The sequence below is a fragment of the Dactylosporangium sp. NPDC049742 genome, assembly GCF_040674675.1.
Classification (GTDB): domain Bacteria; phylum Actinomycetota; class Actinomycetes; order Mycobacteriales; family Micromonosporaceae; genus Dactylosporangium; species Dactylosporangium maewongense.
The window spans coordinates 13,141-31,538 of the sequence record NZ_JBFANF010000003.1; the positions used below are offsets into that span (position 1 = coordinate 13,141).

Here is an 18,398-nt window from a genome sequence, read left to right on the forward strand (position 1 = left end):
CATGAACGACGTAATTCTGCGGATGCGCGGCATCACCAAGACGTTTCCCGGCGTTGCCGCGCTGCAGGATGTGAACCTCGAGGTCCGCCGCGGGGAGATCCACGCGATCTGCGGTGAGAACGGCGCCGGGAAGTCGACCCTCATGAAGGTGCTGTCCGGCGTGTACCCGCACGGCTCGTACACCGGCGACATCGACTTCGACGGGGAGCCCTGCCACTTCGGCGGGATCCGCGACAGCGAGCGGCGCGGGATCGTCATCATCCACCAGGAGCTGGCGCTCATCCCGCACCTGTCGATCGCCGAGAACATCTTCCTCGGCAACGAGCGGGTGCACCGCGGCCTCATCGACTGGAACCGCACGAATGCCGACGCCGGCGCGCTCCTGCGCCGGGTCGGCCTCCGTGACAACCCGGTCACCCCGGCGATGGACCTCGGCGTCGGCAAGCAGCAGCTCGTCGAGATCGCCAAGGCGCTGTCCAAGGAAGTCCGGCTGCTGATCCTCGACGAGCCGACCGCGGCGCTCAACGAGTCCGACTCCCAGCATCTGCTGGATCTGCTGCGCGAGTTCCGCGAGCGCGGCATCACCTGCGTGATCATCTCGCACAAGCTCAACGAGATCGAGGCGGTCGCCGACACCACCACGATCCTGCGCGACGGCCGCACCATCGAGACCCTCGACATGCGCGGCAAGGGCGTGACGGAGGACCGCATCATCTCCGGCATGGTCGGCCGGGACCTGTCGCACCGCTTCCCGCCACGAGCCGCCACGCCGGCTTCATTCGGGGACGAAGCATTGCGGATCGAGGACTGGACCGTGCACAGCCCCACCCAGCACGGGCGGGTCATCGTCGACAAGGCCAACCTGACGCTGCGCCGCGGCGAGATCGTCGGACTCGCCGGACTCATGGGCGCCGGGCGCACCGAGCTCGCGATGAGCGTCTTCGGGCGCAGCTACGGCACCGGCATCAGCGGCCAGGTGTACAAGGACGGCGTCCCCGTCGAGCTGCGGACCGTCGGCGACGCGATCGCGCACGGCATCGCGTACGCCACCGAGGACCGCAAACGGTACGGCCTCAACCTCATCGAGGACATCCAGCGCAACGTCTCCGGCGCCGCGCTGCCGCGGATCGCCCGGGGCGGCTGGGTCGACGACAACCGCGAGTTCCGGGTCGCCGAGGACTACCGGCACAGCCTCAACATCAAGGCGCCCGGCGTCGGCACCGTCACCGGGACGCTCAGCGGCGGTAACCAGCAGAAGGTCGTGCTCGCCAAATGGATCTTCACGGACCCTGACGTGCTGATCCTCGACGAGCCGACCCGCGGCATCGACATCGGCGCCAAGTACGAGATCTACACGATCATCAACCGGCTCGCCGACGAGGGCAAGGCGATCCTGGTCATCTCCTCCGAGCTGCCGGAGCTGCTCGGCATCTGCGACCGCATCTACGCCCTGTCGGCGGGCCGGGTCACCGGCGAACTGCCCCGCGCCGACGCGACCCCCGAGCGGCTCATGCAGCTCATGACCAGCTTTAAGGAACGCTCATGACGACCATCGTGGAGGCCGACACGGAGACCGTGGCGCCGACCCGCTTCTCGGTCAACCTGCGCCAGAGCGGCATCTACATCGCGTTCGCCGCGATCGTGGTCCTGTTCGAGGTCCTGACGTCCGGCTCGCTGCTGGAGCCGCAGAACATCTCGAACATCGTCGTGCAGAACTCGTACATCCTGATCCTCGCCATCGGCATGATCCTGATCATCATCGCCGGGCACATCGACCTGTCCGCGGGCTCCGTCGTCGCGGTCACCGGCGCCGTCGCCGCGGTGCTCATGGTCGACCTGGACGTGCCGTGGCCCGTCGCGATCCTGGCCACCCTCGCCGTCGGGGCGCTCATCGGCGCCTGGCAGGGGTTCTGGATCGCGTACTTCGGGATCCCGGCGTTCATCGTCACGCTCGCCGGCATGCTCGTCTTCCGGGCGCTCACCATGACCGTCCTGGGCAACCAGGGCATCGGGCCGTTCCCCGACGACGTGCGGACCCTCGCCAACGGCTTCACGCCGGGCTTCCTGAACAACATCGGCCTCGGCGTCCTCGGTGGCGCGGACCTCTTCACGCTGCTCGTCGGCCTGGCTGCGGTCGCCGGGATCGTGGTCGTGCAGTGGCGGGCCCGCAGCGGCCGCATCGGCTACGGGCAGGCCGTCGACAGCCTTCCCGTGTTCGTCGCGAAGATCGCCGGCGCGTCGCTCGTGCTGATGTTCATCATCGTCCAGCTGGCCCGCTTCAAGAACCTGCCGTGGGTGCTGGTCCTGCTCGCCGCGCTCGTCCTGCTGTACACGCTGATCTCCCAGCGCACCGTCTTCGGCCGGCACATCTACGCCGTCGGCGGCAACCTGCAGGCCGCCGGGCTCTCCGGCGTCAAGGTCAAGTCGGTGACCTTCTGGATCTTTGTGAACATGGGGCTGCTCGCCTCGATCGCCGGCATCATCTTCGCCGGCCGGCTCAACCAGGCCGGCCCGACCGCCGGCAACGCGTTCGAGCTGGACGCGATCGCCGCGGCATTCATCGGGGGCGCGGCGGTGCAGGGCGGCGTCGGGAAGGTCGTCGGCGCCATCACCGGCGGCCTGATCATGGCCGTCATCAACAACGGCATGTCCCTCATCGGCTCCCCGAGCGAGCGGGTCATGCTCGTGAAGGGTCTGGTGCTGCTGGCGGCGGTCGCGTTCGACGTCTGGGCGAAGCGCCGGGCGGGCCGTTCCCGCTGAGGTTTCGCCGGTACGTGGCCTGGGCGGGACGCGAACCGGTGGATGGTGGAGGCCCGGGGGATGCTGACGGTCCCCTGGGCCTCCTGTTCGTTGCGGGCCGCTCGTCGTGGCCCGGCCAGCTTCGTTGCGGTGCCGCTCGTCGTGGCCCCGGTCAGCTTCGTTGCGGTGCCGCTCGTCGTGGCCCCGGTCAGCTTTGTTGCGGTGCCGCTCGTCGTGGCCCCGGTCAGCTTTGTTGCGGTGCCGCTCGTCGTGGCCCCGGTCAGCTTTGTTGCGGGCCGCTCGTCGTGGCCCGGTCAGTGCACCGCCCACGTGATCGCGGGCGGACGCGCGCGCACACCGGGTCGCCCGCCGCGTCGGTCAGGCCGAGCCGGCCGTGCAGCGTGCCGGCCCCGTCGTGCGCCGCCCGTAGCACTTCGGTCGGGATGTCGCCGAACATGAGCTTCGCCCGGCGGAACATCGCGAACTCGTCGCCCGTCACAGCGCCCCAGCTCAGGTAGAGGAACCGCGCCCCGGGCCGGCCGTGCACCCACGGGCCGCCGACGTCGAGCAGCCCGTCGACCTCCCGGCTGGTCACCTCAAGGTCCCAGGTCACGTCCGGCGCGTCGGCCCGGACCCTGTCCACCACCTCGGCCTTGCGCTGCACGCCCACGTGTACGTTGTGCAGCCGCAGCGTGTCGGCGCCGGGGCGCCGCCCCGGCAGGTCCGTGCCCTCGATCCGGATTCGCACACCCCTGACCCTATGCCGCTCGGTTCTACAGCGCCGCGATCGACGCGGGGGCCCGCTCCTGCCTGGCAAGTGCCCTGACCACCGGTAGCGCACCGTGCCGCCACACCGCCAGCCTGCCGAGCAGCTCCACGGTCGCCGCGACGGCTTCCGGCGGCAGCTGCGGCGTCGGTACGTCGAGGCTCACCGCCAGGTCGTCCACGTGCACGACGAGCTCCAGCACCCGGGTCAGCAGGAAGTCGTCGACCGTCAGCCCCCACTCCCCGAGGTCCACGATCCGCTCCGGATGCTGCGCCGGCACGGTCGTGCGCAGCTCGTCCAGCGCCGCGCCGACCTCGGCGGCCAGCTCGGCGGCGCTGGTCAGCGCGGCGGCCTCCTCACCCCGCGTACGGATGAGGACGTTGTCGTCGCTGTCCCTGCCCGACCCGACCCAGCCCGCGCCGGTGAAGTGGTCCAGGACGGGGACGGCGGCCTCACCCGGCGGCCCCGCGAGCAGCGGCACGGTCCTGGTGACCTGGTTGGCGAGGTGCCGGGCCAGCCCGCCGACGGTGAACCCGGGCAACGCACTCGGCTCGCCCCACCTCGCCGCCACGGCCGGGTCCCGCAGCAGCCCCGCGGCGGTGTCACTGGCATCGAGAAACGCAGATTGCATCACCCATCGATCCTATTCGCCGCCTCACAGTTTGTTGAGGGCCCTCACGATGAGGGGCTATCGTTTGGGTGTGAACGATCTCGACCTCGCCGACCAGCTGCTGGGCTGCGTGACCCAGATCCGCCGGGTCCTGGACACCCGCCTCCAGCAACACGGCGTGTCCGTCGCCCGCAAGCGGGTCCTCGGCGCCCTGGCCGCCGGCCCTTCCCGGCAGAGCGAGCTCGCGACCGCGCTGGACGTCGCCCCGCGCACGATCACCGAGCTGATCGACGGCCTGTCCCGCGACGGCCTGGTCCAGCGCACCGACGACCCACGCGACCGCCGCGCCCGCCTGGTCCGCCTCACCCCCGCCGGCGAACGCGCCAACGCCCTGGCCACCGCGACCCGGCACGAGTTCCTGGCCGAGCTCTTCGCCGACCTGACGCCCGAGGAGCGCGCCGCCCTGGCGCACACCCTCGCCACCCTGCGCACCCGCGCCACCGCACTGACCTGAACCAGCCCGGAGAACCCAGCGCCGCAGCACAACCCAGCACGGAGGACCCCATGTCACTCAACCTCGCCGAGAAGGCCCAGACCGCCGCCGAGCTCCAGGCCAACCAGCGCCTGACCGGCCGCACACCCGACGCCCTGGCGGCCGACCTCGGCTTCACCACCGCCTACCTCGACGACCTCCTGCACCTGCGCCCCGCCATCGACCCCGCCGACGTCTGGCTCCTGCGCGACCACCTCGAACGCGAGGTCCTCACCCACGGCGGCACCCCCGTCCCCTACACCGTCCTCACCGAACCCGCCCGCGCCGCCGCCACCACCTGGTTCAACCTCCGCCGCCTGCCCTGACGCCGCCGTTGCCCGCCGCCCGGCGATGATCTACATTCCCTACCGGCGTGGCGTCGCCGGGAGCGGGAGAGCGCGTGAACAGTTGGCACCATGCGGTCTCAGCGGCGCGCAAGTGGGGCGGCACCCCTGAGGACTACATCGAGATCGAGGAGTTCATCGACTCCTCCAAGAAGATCATCGGCGACGTCCGGCACCGGTCGCTCTACCACCACACCGAGGGCGTCTGGCTGTGCCAACGCATTTTCGGCCGCACCATCGAGGTCTCCCGGAGCGCCGGCGGGACGGTCCAGGTGCCCGTCCGGCTGATCGCGGAGCGGCACGTCCTGGAAGACCTCGGCTGGCTCCCGTCGCCGGCCGACTACATCGCCGGCATGCCGATCGCGCCGTGGATGTCCGGCACGCAACGCAAGCAACTCCCGCTGTCCCACCTTCTGCAGAGTGAACCCCGGACCGAGGAACCAGTCGAATGAGCCACTTCAACTTCCTCGGCATCCCGGTCGACGGGACCATCATCCGCCCCGCCCCCACGGTGGAGCAGCGCCCGCTGTCGGACCTCGAACCCCTGATCCGCGCACTCCTCGCCGACGACATGATCGTCGAGTTCGGCTGGACGCAGTACACGCCCTACTACAACGACGGGGACCCGTGCGTGTTCAGCGTCCGCACGCCGTGGTTCCGGACCCCTGATGACCCGGTCCTGGAGCCGCAGCTGACCTACCAGCTCCGGCTCGACGGCGGGGAGCACCCGTCGCTCGGTCGCCGGGAGTGCAGGTCGGTCAGGGGGCGCTGGAAGTACGGCGCATACACCGGCCCGGACGAGGCGCGGTTCGACCGGGCCCGTGCCCTCACCGACGCCCTCGAGAGCGAGGCGTTCGACCAGGTACTGCTCGACGCGTTCGGCGAGCACGCCCACATCACCGTCCGCCGCGACGGCATCACCGTCGACAGCTACTCGCACGACTAACACCTGCCCTCACCGGCTCGGCACGACGATCGGATTCGCGGCCCGCGGCGCACCCGCGGCGGCGATGGTGCTGCTCGCCGGTTCCGGCGAACGTCCGCACGTCCCGGTCCGGCTTGCCGAGTTCGCCGACGCCCCGCTGTGATCCAAGGACGGTCCTGGTCGTGCGGGCGGCCGAATCCGTCCTTCGATCTCTCGTCGTGTGAGCGAGCAGTGCGGCATGTGGTGGCCGGGCTGCCTGGACGGTCGGGACGGTGCGCCGCCGCGGTTGAGCGGTGCGGTGTTCGCCGCCATGGCCCTGAAGGTGTGGCGTTGCTGGCGATGCTGGCCCTCTCCTGGTTGGACGCTGTGTCCGGTGAGCGGAGGTTCGCCCGGGGTTTGCCGGTGTACGTGGCGCGCGACGCACAATGACGCTCCCCGGCACGGTCGCCCCGCACGACGGCCTGGCGTGCCGGCCTGGCGGTGCGACGCGACGGTGACATGGTCCGGCGTGGTGGCCTACGTAGTGTCTCGGCGTGGCGTGGTGGCTCGGCGTGGTGGCTCGGCGTGGTGGCGCAGTGCATGACGCGACGATGGTGTGGCCTGGCGTGGTGGCCTGGCGCGGCGTGTGACGCGAGATGACGCGGCCCGACTCGATGGCTTGGTGTGACAGGCAGAGCGCCATGGCTGGTGGTGGCGGCGACAACGCCAACGGGGGCACGACCCCACGGCGGTGGCTCCACGCCCGGTGGCGCCTGGCGTGTTCCGCGACGGTGATGTGGTCATGAGCGGTCCGCGTGGTGGGCTGGCGCGTGGTCGTGAGGGTCAGCCGTGATCCGGAGTGGTCCGGCGTGGCGGCCCACGTGGTGGGAGGTGGTCAGCCGCGGTACAGCTCGATCGAGGAAAGCTGGCCGGCGGGTTGGACTGTGTTGGAGGAGATGAGGATGCGGACGTAGCGGTGGTCGTCTGAGCCGACGGCGAGCGTGGCGCGCTGGCCGCTGGTGGGGTCGAAGCCGCGTGTTGCGGGGCGTCGCAGGGAGCACCGGCGCGACGATGGCGTGGCGGTGCGATGGCGTGAGTGGTCTGGGCGCGGTCCTACGGGTTAGCCGCGGTACAGCTCGATTGCGGAGAGTTGGCCGGCGGGTTGGACTGTGTTGGAGGAGATGAGGATGCGGACGTAGCGGTGGTCGTCTGAGCCGACGGCGAGCGTGGCGCGCTGGCCGCTGGTGGGGTCGAAGCCGCGTGTTGCGGGGCGTCGCAGGGAGCACCGGCGCGGCGCGACGATGGCGTGGCGGTGCGATGGCGTGGCGGGGCGATGGCGTGAGTGGTCTGGGCGCGGTCCTACGGGTTAGCCGCGGTACAGCTCGATTGCGGAGAGTTGGCCGGCGGGCTGGGCTGTGTTGGAGGAGATGAGGATGCGGACGTAGCGGTGGTTGCCTGAGTTGACGGCGAGTGTGGCCTGCTGGCCGCTGTTGGGGTCGAAGCGGCAGGCGGCGCCCGGGATGAGGACGCTGAAGGTGGCGCCGTCGGGGCTGCCGAGGACCGTCACGGTCTGGGTGCGGGCGGGCCAGGCGGACGACGGGGGCAGGCGCAGGACGATGCGGCGGACCGCGACCGGGGCGCCGAGGTCGACCTGGATCCACTGGGGGAAGGCGTTGTTGCGGCTCTCCCAGTAGCTCATCGGGTCGCCGTCGGTGGTGCGGCTCGCGGCATACGACTCGGTGTGGCTGCTCTCCGTGGCCGGCCGGCCGCGTGCGACGTCGGTGCCGGTGTCCAGTGGCAGCGGGGGCGTGCCGGCGGCCGAGGTTGTGAGGCTGGGGCCGGCCGCGGCGGACGCCGACGCCTGGGTGGAGCCGCGGGGCGAGGCGGACGTGCTGGCCCGAGGGGTGGCGCTGCCGCTCGCCGAAGCCGCCGCGGACGGGGTGCCGGGCGCGGTGCCGGGGGGCGTCGCCGCCTGCGGCCCGGCGTCGCCGGCGAGGTTGGCGCCGTCGCCGCCGCGCGGCCAGAACGCGACCAGGCCCGCGACCGCGAGCAGCAGCACGACCACCGCCGCGGCGGCCAGCAGGGCCAGGCCGTTGCGGGCGCGGCGGACCGCGGCCGGTGGGTCGGGCGGCAGGGGTGCGGGCGGCATGGGCAGCAGGTCGGCGCGCTGGAACTCGCGCGCCTGCCCGTTGGTCACGCCGCCGCCGGGGTGCCGCTCGGCGAGCTCCCGCTCGGCGGCCTCGCCCCACGCCGAGGACGTGCCCTCCACGACGAGGTCGACGGCGGCGGGAATGTCGGACAGGAGCGCGGTGAACATCGCCGACAGCGGCGGCCACACCAGGTCGTCGATCGCCTCCCCGGCGCTGCCGACGACGACCCGGTAGGCACCCGGCCGCTCGACGAACGAAGCGAAGGACGAAGCGGAGGACGAAGCCGGGACCGAGGGACCACCGGGGAGGCCCGCATCCACAGCGGCGAACGACTGGGTGACGGCCGCGGTGTCGGGCAACGAGGCGCGGCCCTTCGCGGGTGGCGGGGGAGGGCCGGGGAACGCATGGATCCCGCCGCCGCTCAACCGCACCTGCCAGCCCATGTCCATCGCATAGGTGGCGGGGGAGAGCTGCCGCAGCGAGGCGTGCGGCGGGGACGACGCCACGACCTCCTCGCCGCCGTCAGGGGTGAGGCGCAGCAGCCACGCGGGCTCCGCCCAGACGGGCCGGCGGTGGGCGTCGAGGGCGAACACCACGATCGACCCGGCGGGCGTGTGCAGGGGCACCCCGTTGACCAGGTGGACGGGCTCGCCGAGGCGGGCGGCGGCGGTCGCGGCGACCATCCGGCCGGCGCCCTGGCCCGCGCCCAGCGGCACGAGGTCGGCGACGCGCCGCACGCGGGTCGGCAGGGCGGCCATGGCCTGCGCGAGCTGCTCGCCGGTGAGGGCCGGGTCGAGCAGCAGCCGCGGGCGGGACGGGTCCACGGCGACGGCGAACTCGACCCCGTCGAAGGCGGCGGCCGAGCCCACCGGGCCGGGGGACAGCAGCCAGCCGGCGGGGACGGGCTGGGCGATGACCGTGGAGGGCCACAGCGGCGCGGACCCCTGCCAGTCGGGTGCGGGCCAGCGCGGGCCGAGCGGCTCGGCGGGCCGGCCGGGCCGGTGCCGCCACCAGCCGCCGCCGGCGTCGGTCGTGACCATCACCCCGCCGGGCGTCTGCACGACCGGGCCGTCTGGTGCGACGACGGGCCGGTCCAGCGCCGCGGCGAGGTCGGGGCCGAGCGGGCCCGCGGCGAGCAGCACGACGCGCTCGGCGTCGGGCGGCACGGCCGCGGCGAGGTCCGAGGCGGTGACGGAAACGGCGGGGGCGACCGCTACGGCCAGCCACCCGTCGGGCACCACGGGGAATCCCGGCACGTCGCCGGCGAGCACGCACCGATCCACCCTGCGGATCAGGTCCGAGCTCGCCGACGTCATGCCAACAAGCTACCGCCCAGGTATGACAGGAACGCTAACGCACGTAGATGACGGGCGCCGGCGGCGTCGACATGCCGCTGCCGATGAAGTACGACGGATGCGGCGGCTGGTTGTAGGCGGTGTTCTGCCAGGCGATCGCGCACCGGTACTGCGGGTCGTGCATCAGCGTGAAGAGCCGCGTCGACGTCGGGTCGGGCGTGCTGTAGATGCGCAGCGCGGTGTTCTCCGACGTGGGCCAGATCACCTCCTCGCGCCAGTCGCCGAGGATGTCGCCGGACAGCGACGGCGTCGACTTCGTGCCGTTGTTGGAGTGCACGCCGGAGGCGGTCAGCAGGCGGGTGTCGCCGGAGGTGCCGTACTTGTCGATGTGGGTGCCGTCGAGGAGCTCCCGGGTCGTGTCGCCGTCCCACCAGGCGAGGAAGTTGGTCGAGCTCGGCTTGCGGGTCGAGACGACGGTGCCCTTGGGGTTGCGGACGCCGTCGGCGGCCGAGGACCACGACTCGGCGCCGGCGCTGCCGGCCCAGATGTCGCCGGACACGCCGCGGCCGTTGTCGCCGTTGGCCGGGGTGGTCCACAGGATCTGCCCGGTGCGCGCGTCGGCCATCCACGAGGAGGGCTTGCTGCCGTCCTCGTCGACCTTGAACTCCTCCAGGCCGGGGCGGGACGGGTCGAGGTCGCCGACGTGCAGGGCGTCGCCGTGGCCGTTGCCGGTGTTCCAGAGGCGGGCGCCGTTGTCGTCGACGGCCATCGACCCGTACACGATCTCGTCGCGGCCGTCCTGGTCGACGTCGGCGACGGCGAGCTGGTGGTTGCCCTGGCCGGCGTAGGCGCTGTTGCCGGAGCTGTTGCTGTCGAACGTCCAGCGCCGGGTCAGCGACCCGTTGCGGAAGTCCCAGGCGACGATGACCGACCGGGTGTAGTACCCCCGGGCCATGATCAGCGATGGGCGCTGCCCGTCGAGGTACGCGGTGCCGGCCAGGAACCGGTCGACCCGGTTGCCGTAGCTGTCGCCCCACGACGAGACGGTGCCGCGCGGCACCACGTAGTCCACTGTGGACATGGCGGCGCCGGTGAGGCCGTTGAACATGGTGAGGAACTCGGGGCCGCTGAGCACGTAGCCGGAGCTGTTGCGGTAGTCGGCGGAGGCGTTGCCGATGACGCGGCCGGTGCCGTCGACCGTCGCGTCCGCGGTCTTCATGGCGACCTCGGCGCGGCCGTCGCCGTCGTAGTCGTACACCTGGAACTGCGTGTAGTGGGCGCCGGCCCGGATGTTGCGCCCGAGGTTGATCCGCCACAGGCGCTGCCCGTCCAGCCGGTACGCGTCGACGTACACGACGCCGGTGACACCGGACTGCGAGTTGTCCTTGGCATCGGCGGGGTCCCACTTCAGCACGATCTCGTAGTCGCCGTCGCCGTCGAGGTCGCCCACGGAGGCGTCGTTGGCGGTGTAGCCGGAGCCGGGGGAGGAGATCGGCACGTCGAGGTAGCCGTTGGCGAAGCGCAGGGACGCACCGGACGCGGCCTGCTCGGTGCCGCCGACGACCGCACGCACCGTGTAGGAGGCGTCCGCGGCGGCGCCGGCGTCGAGGTAGTTCGTGCCGGTGGTGACCGTCGCGATGCGGGTGCCGCCGCGGTACAGGTTGAACGCCGTCGACAGGGCCTCGGTGCCGAGCAGCCGCCAGGAGACGAGGTTGCCACTGCCGGACCGCACGGAGATGAGCCCGCGGTCGAGATCCTCCATCTGCTTGGCGTTGCCCGTGGGAGGCGGCGGCGCCGAAGAAGAGGGCGGCGGCGCGGACGACGACGTGGGAGCTCCGGTGCAGGTGACGCCGTTCAGCGAAAATCCAACAGGTGATGGATTGCTGCCCGTCCACGTACCGTTGAAGCCGAACGACACGGTCGCCCCGGTCGCGATCGGCGCGTTGTAGCCGGCGTCCGTCGCGCGGGCCTGGCCGCCGCTGGTCGTGACGGTCGCGTTCCACGCCTGGGTGACCGTCTGCCCGGCCGGGAACGTCCACGCCAGGGTCCAGCCGTTCACGGCGTCGCCGAGGTTGGTGATGTCGACGTTCGCGCCGAAGCCGCCCTGCCAGGAGTTGGTCACGGTGTACGTGACGCGGCAGCCGGACGCGGCGGCCGAGGCCACGGTCACGGTGACGGCGGCCGCGGCGACGGCCACCGCGCCGGCCGCGACGATGGCGACGGCCCGCCGCCGATGGGGGATGAACCGCACGATCCGCTCCTCGCTGTACAACATGCGGGCGGTCGGGCGAGTGTCACAATGTCACAATTGCCCGACCCGGGACGGCGAGACCGTAGTCCCGGTGTCCAGGGCCGGGCAATGCATCACCACGCGTCAATGCTCGGAGCGGTCCTGGAAGCCGAAACTTTCAGGACAGCCGGAAGGACTGCGCCGCCGTGCCGTTGCAGGTGTACTGCACGAGCTGCACGCTGTCGGCGGTCGACGCGGCCGGCACGTCCAGGCACTTGCCCGACAGGCGGCTCACGAAGTGGTACCAGCCGCCGCCCTCGGCCACGGGCTGCCACTGCTGGTTGTTGCCGCCGCCGTAGGTCCAGGTCTGGATCAGCGCGTTGTCGGCGCTCGACACGTTGGTGACGTCCAGGGCCTGCGCGCTGTTGCCGCGGTTGTTGATGCGCACGAACCCGCCGCTGGTCGGCTGGAACTGGAACTGCTGCGCGTTGGAGCCGTTGCACGCGTACTGCTGGATCGCCGTGCCGTTGGTGGTGCCGGCCGCCCGCGCGTCGACGCACTTCGACGAGTTCTTGTTGATGACGCCGTACCAGGCGGTCGGCGAGATCGGTCCCGTGCTGGCCGACGGGGTGGGCGACGACGACGGCGGGGTGGTGGAGGCGCCGGCGAGCCACAGGATGCCGTCGATGATCCAGCGGTTCTGGTCGGCGCTGGCGAACGTCGAGGACGTGCGGGTGTTGGTGGAGTAGTTCATGCCGTTGTGGCCGAAGTTGGCGTACAGCATCTTGTAGTTACGGTTCGTCCACAGGATCGGGTAGTAGCCGCTGTACCACGACTGGTTGGGGTCGGTGCCGACCGGGAAGCTGCTGGGGTCCACCGAGGCGAGGATGTCGATGGCGGGGTTCTGGCGCAGGTCGTTGCTCCACGAGTACCACTCGCTGACCGCGGACCGGAACGTGGCCGGCAGTCGTACCGTCGACGGGTGCGCCCGGTCCTCGACCTTCAGCGTGACCGCGGTCGGCCCCCACGTGTTGGTCCGGAACGCGCCCGAGCCGAGGAACGTGTTGTAGTACCAGCTCCACGAGTTGGGGTCGGTGGTGAACGCGCTGACGTGGAAGCCCATCCAGGCGCCGCCGTTGTTCATGTACTGCTGGAACGCGGCCCGCTGTCCCGACGGCGGCGCGTCGTCGAGGAACATGATGACTTTGTACTGGGCCAGGTTGCCGGTGTTGAGCAGGCTCCAGTCGGTGGTCGCCTCCCAGGTGAAGCCGTTCTGCGCGGCCTGCGCCGGGAACCAGTCCCGGGCCTCCTTGTCGAAGTCGATGTGGGCCGCGTCCCAGGTGCCGTTGTAGAAGGCGAGCACCTTGAACGGGGCGGCGGCGGCCAGGGCGGGCCTGATGACCAGGCCCACCCCCAGCGCGGTCACCAGGGCGAGCGCGGCGAGCACGAGGCGTCGCGCGCTCAAGGGGAGCTTGTTGAGCACGGGTGGTCCTTCGGTAGGCGGGAGGGGATGGGCGGATCCGCTCCCCTCGCATCATCAGCCATCGATGACGCCACCACAAGGTAAAGAGTCCTAATAGTTAAAGTAAGTCTCCAATTAAGTCGTCCGCGCAGGTGGCGCTAGGGTGTCGGGCATGGACGCTGCCGCGCGTATCCGGACCGACAACGTGATGACGCTCTGGTTCGTGGGGCTCGGCCTGACCGTGACCACAGGTTTCGTCGCCTACGCCTTCGGCCCCTGGACGTGGGCGCTGTGCGGCGGCACGTGGTGCGGCCAGCCCGACATCCAGTTCCTTACCGCGTTCTTCCTGGCCGTGATCGGGGTGCCGCTGTTCGCCGCCGGCGTGGGGATCTCGCTGCTGGTGCGGGGCACGCTCGTCGGCCGGGCCATGTCGCCGACGCTGGTCGGCACCGTCGCCGCGCTGGCCGGACCGCCGGTGGTCGGCCTGGTGGCCGCCACCTACCCCACGCCCTGGTTCCCGTACACCGTCGTCGTTGCCGTCGGCGCCGTGCTGGTCGCGGTGATGACGCGGATCGCGCGGAGCTAGGCCGCCGGCTGCGGGCGTCGTACGGCGACCTCCTCGGCGGCGTCGGCGAAGCGCTCCGCCGCGCGGGTGGGGTCGATGCCGGCCGCCACCGCGCGGGCCCGGTCGCGCAGCCCGAGCGCCGTGTCGACGGCCGCGGCGAGCCGGGCTGAGGTGAGCCGCTTCGCGGGCAGGATCACGCCGGTGCCGGCCTGCTGCACCCGCCGGGCGACCTCCGGCTGGTCGCGGCCCCAGGGGACGGCGACGACCGGTACACCCGCGGCGACGGCCTTCGTGACGATCCCCATGCCGGCCGGGCAGACCACCGCGGCGGCGCGACGCAGCACGGGGCCGTGCGGGACGAACCGCTCGACCCGCACATTGGCCGCGGTCGGCAGGGTCTGGGAGGTGTACGCGTCGGCGAGCGTCACCAGCACCCGGACCGGCCTGTCCCGCAACGCCTCGACGGCCTTGACGGCGAGGTCCTCGTCGCCGAGGTAATGGGTGGAGCAGGTCACCAGCACCCACGGGTCGCCCGGCTCCAGCAGCCAGTCCGGGGTCGCGGCCGGCGGGTCCCACACCTGCCCGCCCACCATGCGTACGTGCGCGGGCAGGTCGGTGCGCGGGTACTCCAGGGGGTCGCCGGTGAGCACGATGAGCCGGTCGGGGAGCCGGTAGTACTCCAGCGGGCTGCGCAGCGCGGGGAGTCCGGCGGCGGCGCGCAGCGTGTTGAGGCCCGGCAGCATGTCCTTGCCGAACACCCGCTCGACGACCTTCCACAGGATCGCGTCCCGGACCGCGCCCAGCGGACCGCGCTTCGGTGCGAGGCCGATGCCGTACGGCGGGATCCCCTTGCCCTTCATGGCGAGGATCGACGGCACGGCGATCGCCCAGGGCAGCCCGGTGGCCTGCGCGGCGGTCGCGGCGCCGTAGGTGTTGGTGTCGACCAGCAGCGCGGTCGGCGCGACCTCGGCGACCGCCCGGCGCAGGTCCTCGGCCTCCCAGCCGCCGCGGGCGAACAGGTCGGCCATGCCGTCGACGCCGCCGGGACCGCCGGGCCGGCGGACCGACGCGGTGATCCGCTCGTCGACGGGCTCGGCGTCCAGGCCCTCGGCGCGCAGCCGCTCGACGAGGTCCGGCGCGGTCCGCACGTGCACGGCGTGGCCGCGCTCCCGGAGGCGCAGCAGCCCCGGCACGAGCGGGAAGACGTGCCCGGCGGCGGGCGGGGTGTAGACCAGGTATCGGTTCATGATGACTGTCCTTGATCGGATGGGATGACGGATCGGATGAGCATTGCGACGGTCGCCTCGGCGTCGTCGACGCTGAGGCCTTCGTGCTTGGTGAGGACCAGCCACAGCTCGACGCCGGTGACGCCGGCGAGCCGGCCGGACGTGCGGGGATCGAGGCCCGGGAACGCGGCGGCGAGCCAGGCCCGGTGCGCGGCCCGGCCGCCCTCGGCGTTGGCCTTCAGCGCCGGCGAGCTGTCCTCCTGGGTGAGGTTGCGCTCCAGCACCAGCGCCCACCGGCTGTAGTGCCGCCGGAACGCGGCGGCGACCAGGTCCGGGTCCGGCCCGGGCGTCGGCTACCCGACGCGGCGTGGGTTCGCGACCGCCCAGGCCGCCAGGGCCGACAGCGGCTCCAGGAGGCTGACGCCGAGCGGGGTCAGCCGGTATTCGACGCTGGGCGGCAGGGTCGCGAACACCTCGCGCTCGACGAGCCCGTCGGACTCGAGGGTGCGCAGGGTCCGGGTCAGCATCCGCTGGCTGATGCCCTCGACCGCGCGGTGCAGCTCGTTGAAGCGGTACGGCCGCCGCGCCAGCAACGACAGTGTCACCAGCGTCCACTTGTCGCCGAGCCGCCGCAGCAGCTCGGTGACCGGGCACTGCTCGTATTCGCCGGCCGGCACCGGCGCCGGCAGGGCGTGCTCCCGGAGCGGGGTGGGCACACCGGTGTGCGCAGTGGACATGACAGTGCCTTCTTCCGCCGCCCCGGCCGTCGCGCCGAGGATGAGCCCGTCGGCAACCAACGGTAGTGGGGGCGCAGATGGGCGTGGTCGTGGTCAGCGGCGGCACGAACGGCATGGGGCGCGCGTTCGCCCTCGGGCGCGCCGAGCGCGGCGACCGGGTCGTCGTCGTGGGGCGCGACCGCGAGCGGGGCGAGGCGATGGTGGGCGGCGCGATCACGTTCCTGCCCGCGGACCTGAGCAGCGTGGCGGAGAACCGGCGGGTGGTCGAGGAGGTCCTCGCCGCGCACCCGGTGGTCGACGCCCTCGCGCTGTTCGCCAACGCCGTGTCGGCGCGGCGCGAGGTGACCGCCGACGGTCTCGAACGCACCTTCGCGCTGTACTACGTCAGCCGGTACCTGCTGAGCTTCGGTCTCCGGCCGGCCCTGGACCGCGCCGAGCGCCCGGTGATCGTCAACGTCGCCGGCGTGGGGGTCACCAAGGGCGCCGTGCAGTGGGCCGACCCGCAGCTGTCGACCGGCTATTCCACGGTACGGGCGCAGCTGCAGGCCGGGCGCGCCAACGACCTGCTCGGCGCGGGCTTCGCGCAACGGTCCGGCAGCCGCGCCCGGTACGTGCTCTACCACCCGGGCTTCACCCGCAGCGGCGACCGCTCGGGCCTGCCACCGGTGGTCCGGGGGCTGCTCGCGGTCGCGTCGCTGGCGGCCCGGCCGGTGGCCGCGTCGGTCGCGCCGATCCACGGGTTCGTGGACGAGCCGCCGGCGGACGCGCTGACCGCGGTCGACCGGGGCCGGCGCCTCCCGCCGGACTTCCCGACCCTGGACGCCGCGGCAGCCGCCCGGCTGATGGATCTCACCGGGCGGCTGCTGTTGAGGGCTGAGGGTCAGGCGGCGTAGTCGACCAGGTCGCCGCTGTCGAGGACCGAGCGGAGCCGGGACAGGTCGATGCCCTTGTCCTGCACGCGTTTCACGACGTCGGTGGCGCTGCTGCCGCGCAGGGACCCGCTGTCGGTCTCCAGCAGGGTGCTGAGCTGTTGCAGCTTCGACTCGTCCGACAGGCCGGCGGCGCCGCCGCGGGGTGCGCCGGGCGGCGGGCCGGGCGTGCCCTTCTGTGCCGCGATCCGCTCGGCGACGGCGTCGTCGTCCTCCTCGACGGACGCCGAGACCGCGGTGGCCGCGCTCGCCGGCTTGCCGGCCTTGATCGCGGCGATCAGGTCGTCGTGCGAGACGCCCTGCTCCTCCGCGACCTCGGTGAGGCTCTGTCCGCTGTCCAGCTTGGTCTTCAGCTGGTCGCCCGACAGGCCGAGCGCCTTGGACACCGCGCTCATCGGGTCCTGGCCGTCCTTCGGTGGCGGTGGGGGTCGCAGCGCCGTCCGTTGGCTGGCGAACGAGCCCGAGATGCCGCTGATGCCGCTGATCGAGGTCACATGTGCTCCATCCGTGGTGCCGTGCAGCCGGGCGCCGCTCGGCCCGACGGGGTCAACTTCGACCACCTCTGTGTGGGGCGGAGCGTTTGCCAGGGTTTTGCCAGGGATCACAGCGTTCCGGGAGGTTCCGCCGTCCGTGAGAGGCGCAAAAACCATCGCTTCACGTAAATTCCGCCGGATCGTGGGCAACGTCGGCAAAACGATGCCTCACATGCGACTGAGTCAATAAATCTTTCCCCTCGGACTGTGATCACTGGCGCCTGGACGGTAGATTGCGACCGCGGCGTGAGGATTCGATCACTCCTGGCGAAGATCGATGTCCTCATCGTGTTTTTGCTGTTCAACGGCGTTCCCAACCCGGGGCACCACCCCGTGGAGGGGGTCGCCGAAGCCTGCCGTGGGCGAGGACCCGCCCATCGAGTGAATAGGAAACGGCCAATGAAGATCGGCGTGACCGGGGGTAATGGTTTCATCGGGCGGTACGTCTGTGAGGAGATCGAGGCGCGAGGACATGAGGCGTTGGTATTTGATCACCACGCGCACGCCCGGCGCCGTCCGGAGGCGCCCGAGCGTGAGGTGATGCTCGGTGACATCCGCGACGCGACCGCCATGGTCGAGCTCGCCGCCCACTGCGACGGCATCATCCACCTCGCCGCCGTGCTCGGCACCCAGGAGACGATCCTGAACCCTCGCCCGGCCGCCGAGACGAACCTCGTCGGCGGGCTGAACTTCCTCGAGGCCGTCACCCAGTACCAGCTGCCGGGCGTCTACATCGGGGTCGGCAACCACTGGATGAACAACAGCTACTCCATCTCCAAGACCGCCGTCGAGCGGTTCGTGTCGATGTTCAACGCCGACCGCGGCAGCCGGGTCAACGTGGTGCGCGCCGTCAACGCCTACGGGCCGCGCCAGCTCGCCGCCGCGCCGTTCGGGCCCGGCAAGGTCCGCAAGATCACCCCGGCGGTCGTCTGCCGCGCCCTGTGCGGGATGCCGGTCGAGCTCTACGGCGGCGGCCACCAGGTCTCCGACATGGTGTGGGTCGGCGACGTCGCCAAGGCGCTCGTCTCCGCGTTCGAGGCCGCCGAGGCCGGCACCGTCCTGGACCACGTGGTGGAGTGCGGCCCCGTCTCGTCGACCACGATCCGCCACGTCGCCGAGATCGTCATCGACCAGTGCGAGCGCAAGGGCTACCCGCGGGTCGAGATCGTGGACCTGCCGATGCGCCCCGGCGAGCAGGCCGGCGCCGTCGTCAGCGCGAACGCCGAGACGCTGCGCGCCGTCGGCATCGACCCCGCCGACCTCGTGTCGCTCGAGACGGGCCTGGAGCGCACCGTCGACTGGTTCATCGCCACCCAGGGCGAGCACTGGACGGCCCCCGAGCCGCTCGCGCTCGCCGCCCGCTGAACCCGCCGGCC

General features: G+C 71.9%; 19 protein-coding genes. 9 read left to right on the top strand and 10 right to left on the bottom strand.

Going from position 1 to position 18,398, the window contains the following annotated elements; genetic code table 11:
* Position 1: 1 nt before the first annotated feature.
* Positions 2–1,546 (top strand): multiple monosaccharide ABC transporter ATP-binding protein, encoded by a 1,545-nt coding sequence (gene mmsA / locus AB0J72_RS05435; protein ID WP_363394673.1) that lies wholly within the window; start codon positions 2–4, stop codon positions 1,544–1,546.
* Positions 1,543–2,760, top strand: coding sequence for a multiple monosaccharide ABC transporter permease (gene mmsB, locus AB0J72_RS05440; RefSeq protein WP_354898693.1), 1,218 nt, complete (start codon positions 1,543–1,545; stop codon positions 2,758–2,760). The genes mmsA and mmsB overlap by 4 nt, the downstream gene beginning before the upstream one ends.
* 259 nt (positions 2,761–3,019) lie before the next feature.
* On the opposite strand, the gene AB0J72_RS05445 is transcribed toward mmsB, so the two are convergent.
* Together AB0J72_RS05445 and AB0J72_RS05450 are read right to left on the bottom strand one after the other, a co-directional pair.
* A complete protein-coding gene (locus AB0J72_RS05445; RefSeq protein ID WP_363394675.1) occupies positions 3,020–3,487 on the bottom strand; it encodes a DUF5990 family protein in 468 nt (155 codons plus the stop codon).
* A 25-nt stretch (positions 3,488–3,512) separates the two neighbouring features.
* Positions 3,513–4,136 carry a maleylpyruvate isomerase N-terminal domain-containing protein gene (locus tag AB0J72_RS05450; protein WP_363395313.1) on the bottom strand — a complete coding sequence of 208 codons (624 nt, stop codon included), beginning with the start codon at positions 4,134–4,136 and terminating at the stop codon, positions 3,513–3,515.
* A 70-nt stretch (positions 4,137–4,206) separates the two neighbouring features.
* Between AB0J72_RS05450 and AB0J72_RS05455 the strand changes: the two genes are divergently transcribed.
* From AB0J72_RS05455 to AB0J72_RS05470, 4 genes are all read left to right on the top strand, one after another.
* A complete protein-coding gene (locus tag AB0J72_RS05455) occupies positions 4,207–4,629 on the top strand; it encodes a MarR family transcriptional regulator (RefSeq protein ID WP_363394677.1) in 423 nt (140 codons plus the stop codon).
* 50 nt (positions 4,630–4,679) lie between these two features.
* On the top strand, positions 4,680–4,973 hold the full coding sequence (locus AB0J72_RS05460) for a DUF2316 family protein (protein WP_363394679.1): 294 nt from the start codon (positions 4,680–4,682) through the stop codon (positions 4,971–4,973).
* 74 nt (positions 4,974–5,047) lie between these two features.
* Entirely contained in the window at positions 5,048–5,443 is a 396-nt protein-coding gene (locus tag AB0J72_RS05465; RefSeq protein WP_363394681.1) for a hypothetical protein, read from the top strand.
* On the top strand, positions 5,440–5,937 hold the full coding sequence (locus tag AB0J72_RS05470; RefSeq protein ID WP_363394683.1) for a hypothetical protein: 498 nt from the start codon (positions 5,440–5,442) through the stop codon (positions 5,935–5,937). Before AB0J72_RS05465 ends, AB0J72_RS05470 begins: the two co-directional genes overlap by 4 nt.
* Positions 5,938–7,261: 1,324 nt before the next feature.
* On the opposite strand, the gene AB0J72_RS05475 is transcribed toward AB0J72_RS05470, so the two are convergent.
* The 3 genes from AB0J72_RS05475 to AB0J72_RS05485 form a co-directional block, all read right to left on the bottom strand.
* The gene (locus AB0J72_RS05475) at positions 7,262–9,361 is read right to left on the bottom strand and encodes a discoidin domain-containing protein (protein ID WP_363394685.1); all 2,100 of its coding nucleotides are present in this window, start codon (positions 9,359–9,361) and stop codon (positions 7,262–7,264) included.
* Positions 9,362–9,395: 34 nt separating this feature from the next.
* Complete coding sequence (locus AB0J72_RS05480; protein ID WP_363394687.1) at positions 9,396–11,591, bottom strand: cellulose binding domain-containing protein; 2,196 nt, start codon at positions 11,589–11,591, stop codon at positions 9,396–9,398.
* A gap of 157 nt (positions 11,592–11,748) precedes the next feature.
* Positions 11,749–13,053, bottom strand: coding sequence for a ThuA domain-containing protein (locus AB0J72_RS05485; RefSeq protein WP_363394688.1), 1,305 nt, complete (start codon positions 13,051–13,053; stop codon positions 11,749–11,751).
* A gap of 151 nt (positions 13,054–13,204) precedes the next feature.
* On the opposite strand from AB0J72_RS05485, the gene AB0J72_RS05490 reads away from it, so the two are divergent.
* Positions 13,205–13,618 carry a hypothetical protein gene (locus AB0J72_RS05490; RefSeq protein ID WP_363394690.1) on the top strand — a complete coding sequence of 138 codons (414 nt, stop codon included), beginning with the start codon at positions 13,205–13,207 and terminating at the stop codon, positions 13,616–13,618.
* Here the strand turns inward: AB0J72_RS05490 and AB0J72_RS05495 are convergent.
* The 3 genes from AB0J72_RS05495 to AB0J72_RS05505 all read right to left on the bottom strand — a co-directional run bounded on the left by AB0J72_RS05495 (position 13,615) and on the right by AB0J72_RS05505 (position 15,560).
* Complete coding sequence (locus AB0J72_RS05495; protein ID WP_363394692.1) at positions 13,615–14,844, bottom strand: nucleotide disphospho-sugar-binding domain-containing protein; 1,230 nt, start codon at positions 14,842–14,844, stop codon at positions 13,615–13,617. The two genes, AB0J72_RS05490 and AB0J72_RS05495, sit on opposite strands and share 4 nt — an antisense overlap.
* On the bottom strand, positions 14,841–15,107 hold the full coding sequence (locus AB0J72_RS05500) for a hypothetical protein (protein ID WP_363394694.1): 267 nt from the start codon (positions 15,105–15,107) through the stop codon (positions 14,841–14,843). The genes AB0J72_RS05495 and AB0J72_RS05500 overlap by 4 nt, the downstream gene beginning before the upstream one ends.
* A 69-nt stretch (positions 15,108–15,176) precedes the next feature.
* Complete coding sequence (locus tag AB0J72_RS05505; RefSeq protein WP_363394695.1) at positions 15,177–15,560, bottom strand: helix-turn-helix domain-containing protein; 384 nt, start codon at positions 15,558–15,560, stop codon at positions 15,177–15,179.
* A 77-nt stretch (positions 15,561–15,637) separates the two neighbouring features.
* Between AB0J72_RS05505 and AB0J72_RS05510 the strand changes: the two genes are divergently transcribed.
* The gene (locus tag AB0J72_RS05510) at positions 15,638–16,453 is read left to right on the top strand and encodes an SDR family NAD(P)-dependent oxidoreductase (protein WP_363394697.1); all 816 of its coding nucleotides are present in this window, start codon (positions 15,638–15,640) and stop codon (positions 16,451–16,453) included.
* Here the strand turns inward: AB0J72_RS05510 and AB0J72_RS05515 are convergent.
* The gene (locus AB0J72_RS05515) at positions 16,441–16,983 is read right to left on the bottom strand and encodes a hypothetical protein (RefSeq protein ID WP_363394699.1); all 543 of its coding nucleotides are present in this window, start codon (positions 16,981–16,983) and stop codon (positions 16,441–16,443) included. The genes AB0J72_RS05510 and AB0J72_RS05515 overlap by 13 nt on opposite strands.
* A 297-nt stretch (positions 16,984–17,280) precedes the next feature.
* On the bottom strand, positions 17,281–17,526 hold the full coding sequence (locus tag AB0J72_RS05520; protein ID WP_363395343.1) for a hypothetical protein: 246 nt from the start codon (positions 17,524–17,526) through the stop codon (positions 17,281–17,283).
* Between AB0J72_RS05520 and AB0J72_RS05525 the strand changes: the two genes are divergently transcribed.
* Positions 17,422–18,387: an NAD-dependent epimerase/dehydratase family protein gene (locus tag AB0J72_RS05525; protein ID WP_363394701.1), complete on the top strand. Its 966-nt coding sequence runs from the start codon at positions 17,422–17,424 to the stop codon at positions 18,385–18,387. The genes AB0J72_RS05520 and AB0J72_RS05525 overlap by 105 nt on opposite strands.
* Positions 18,388–18,398: the final 11 nt, after the last annotated feature.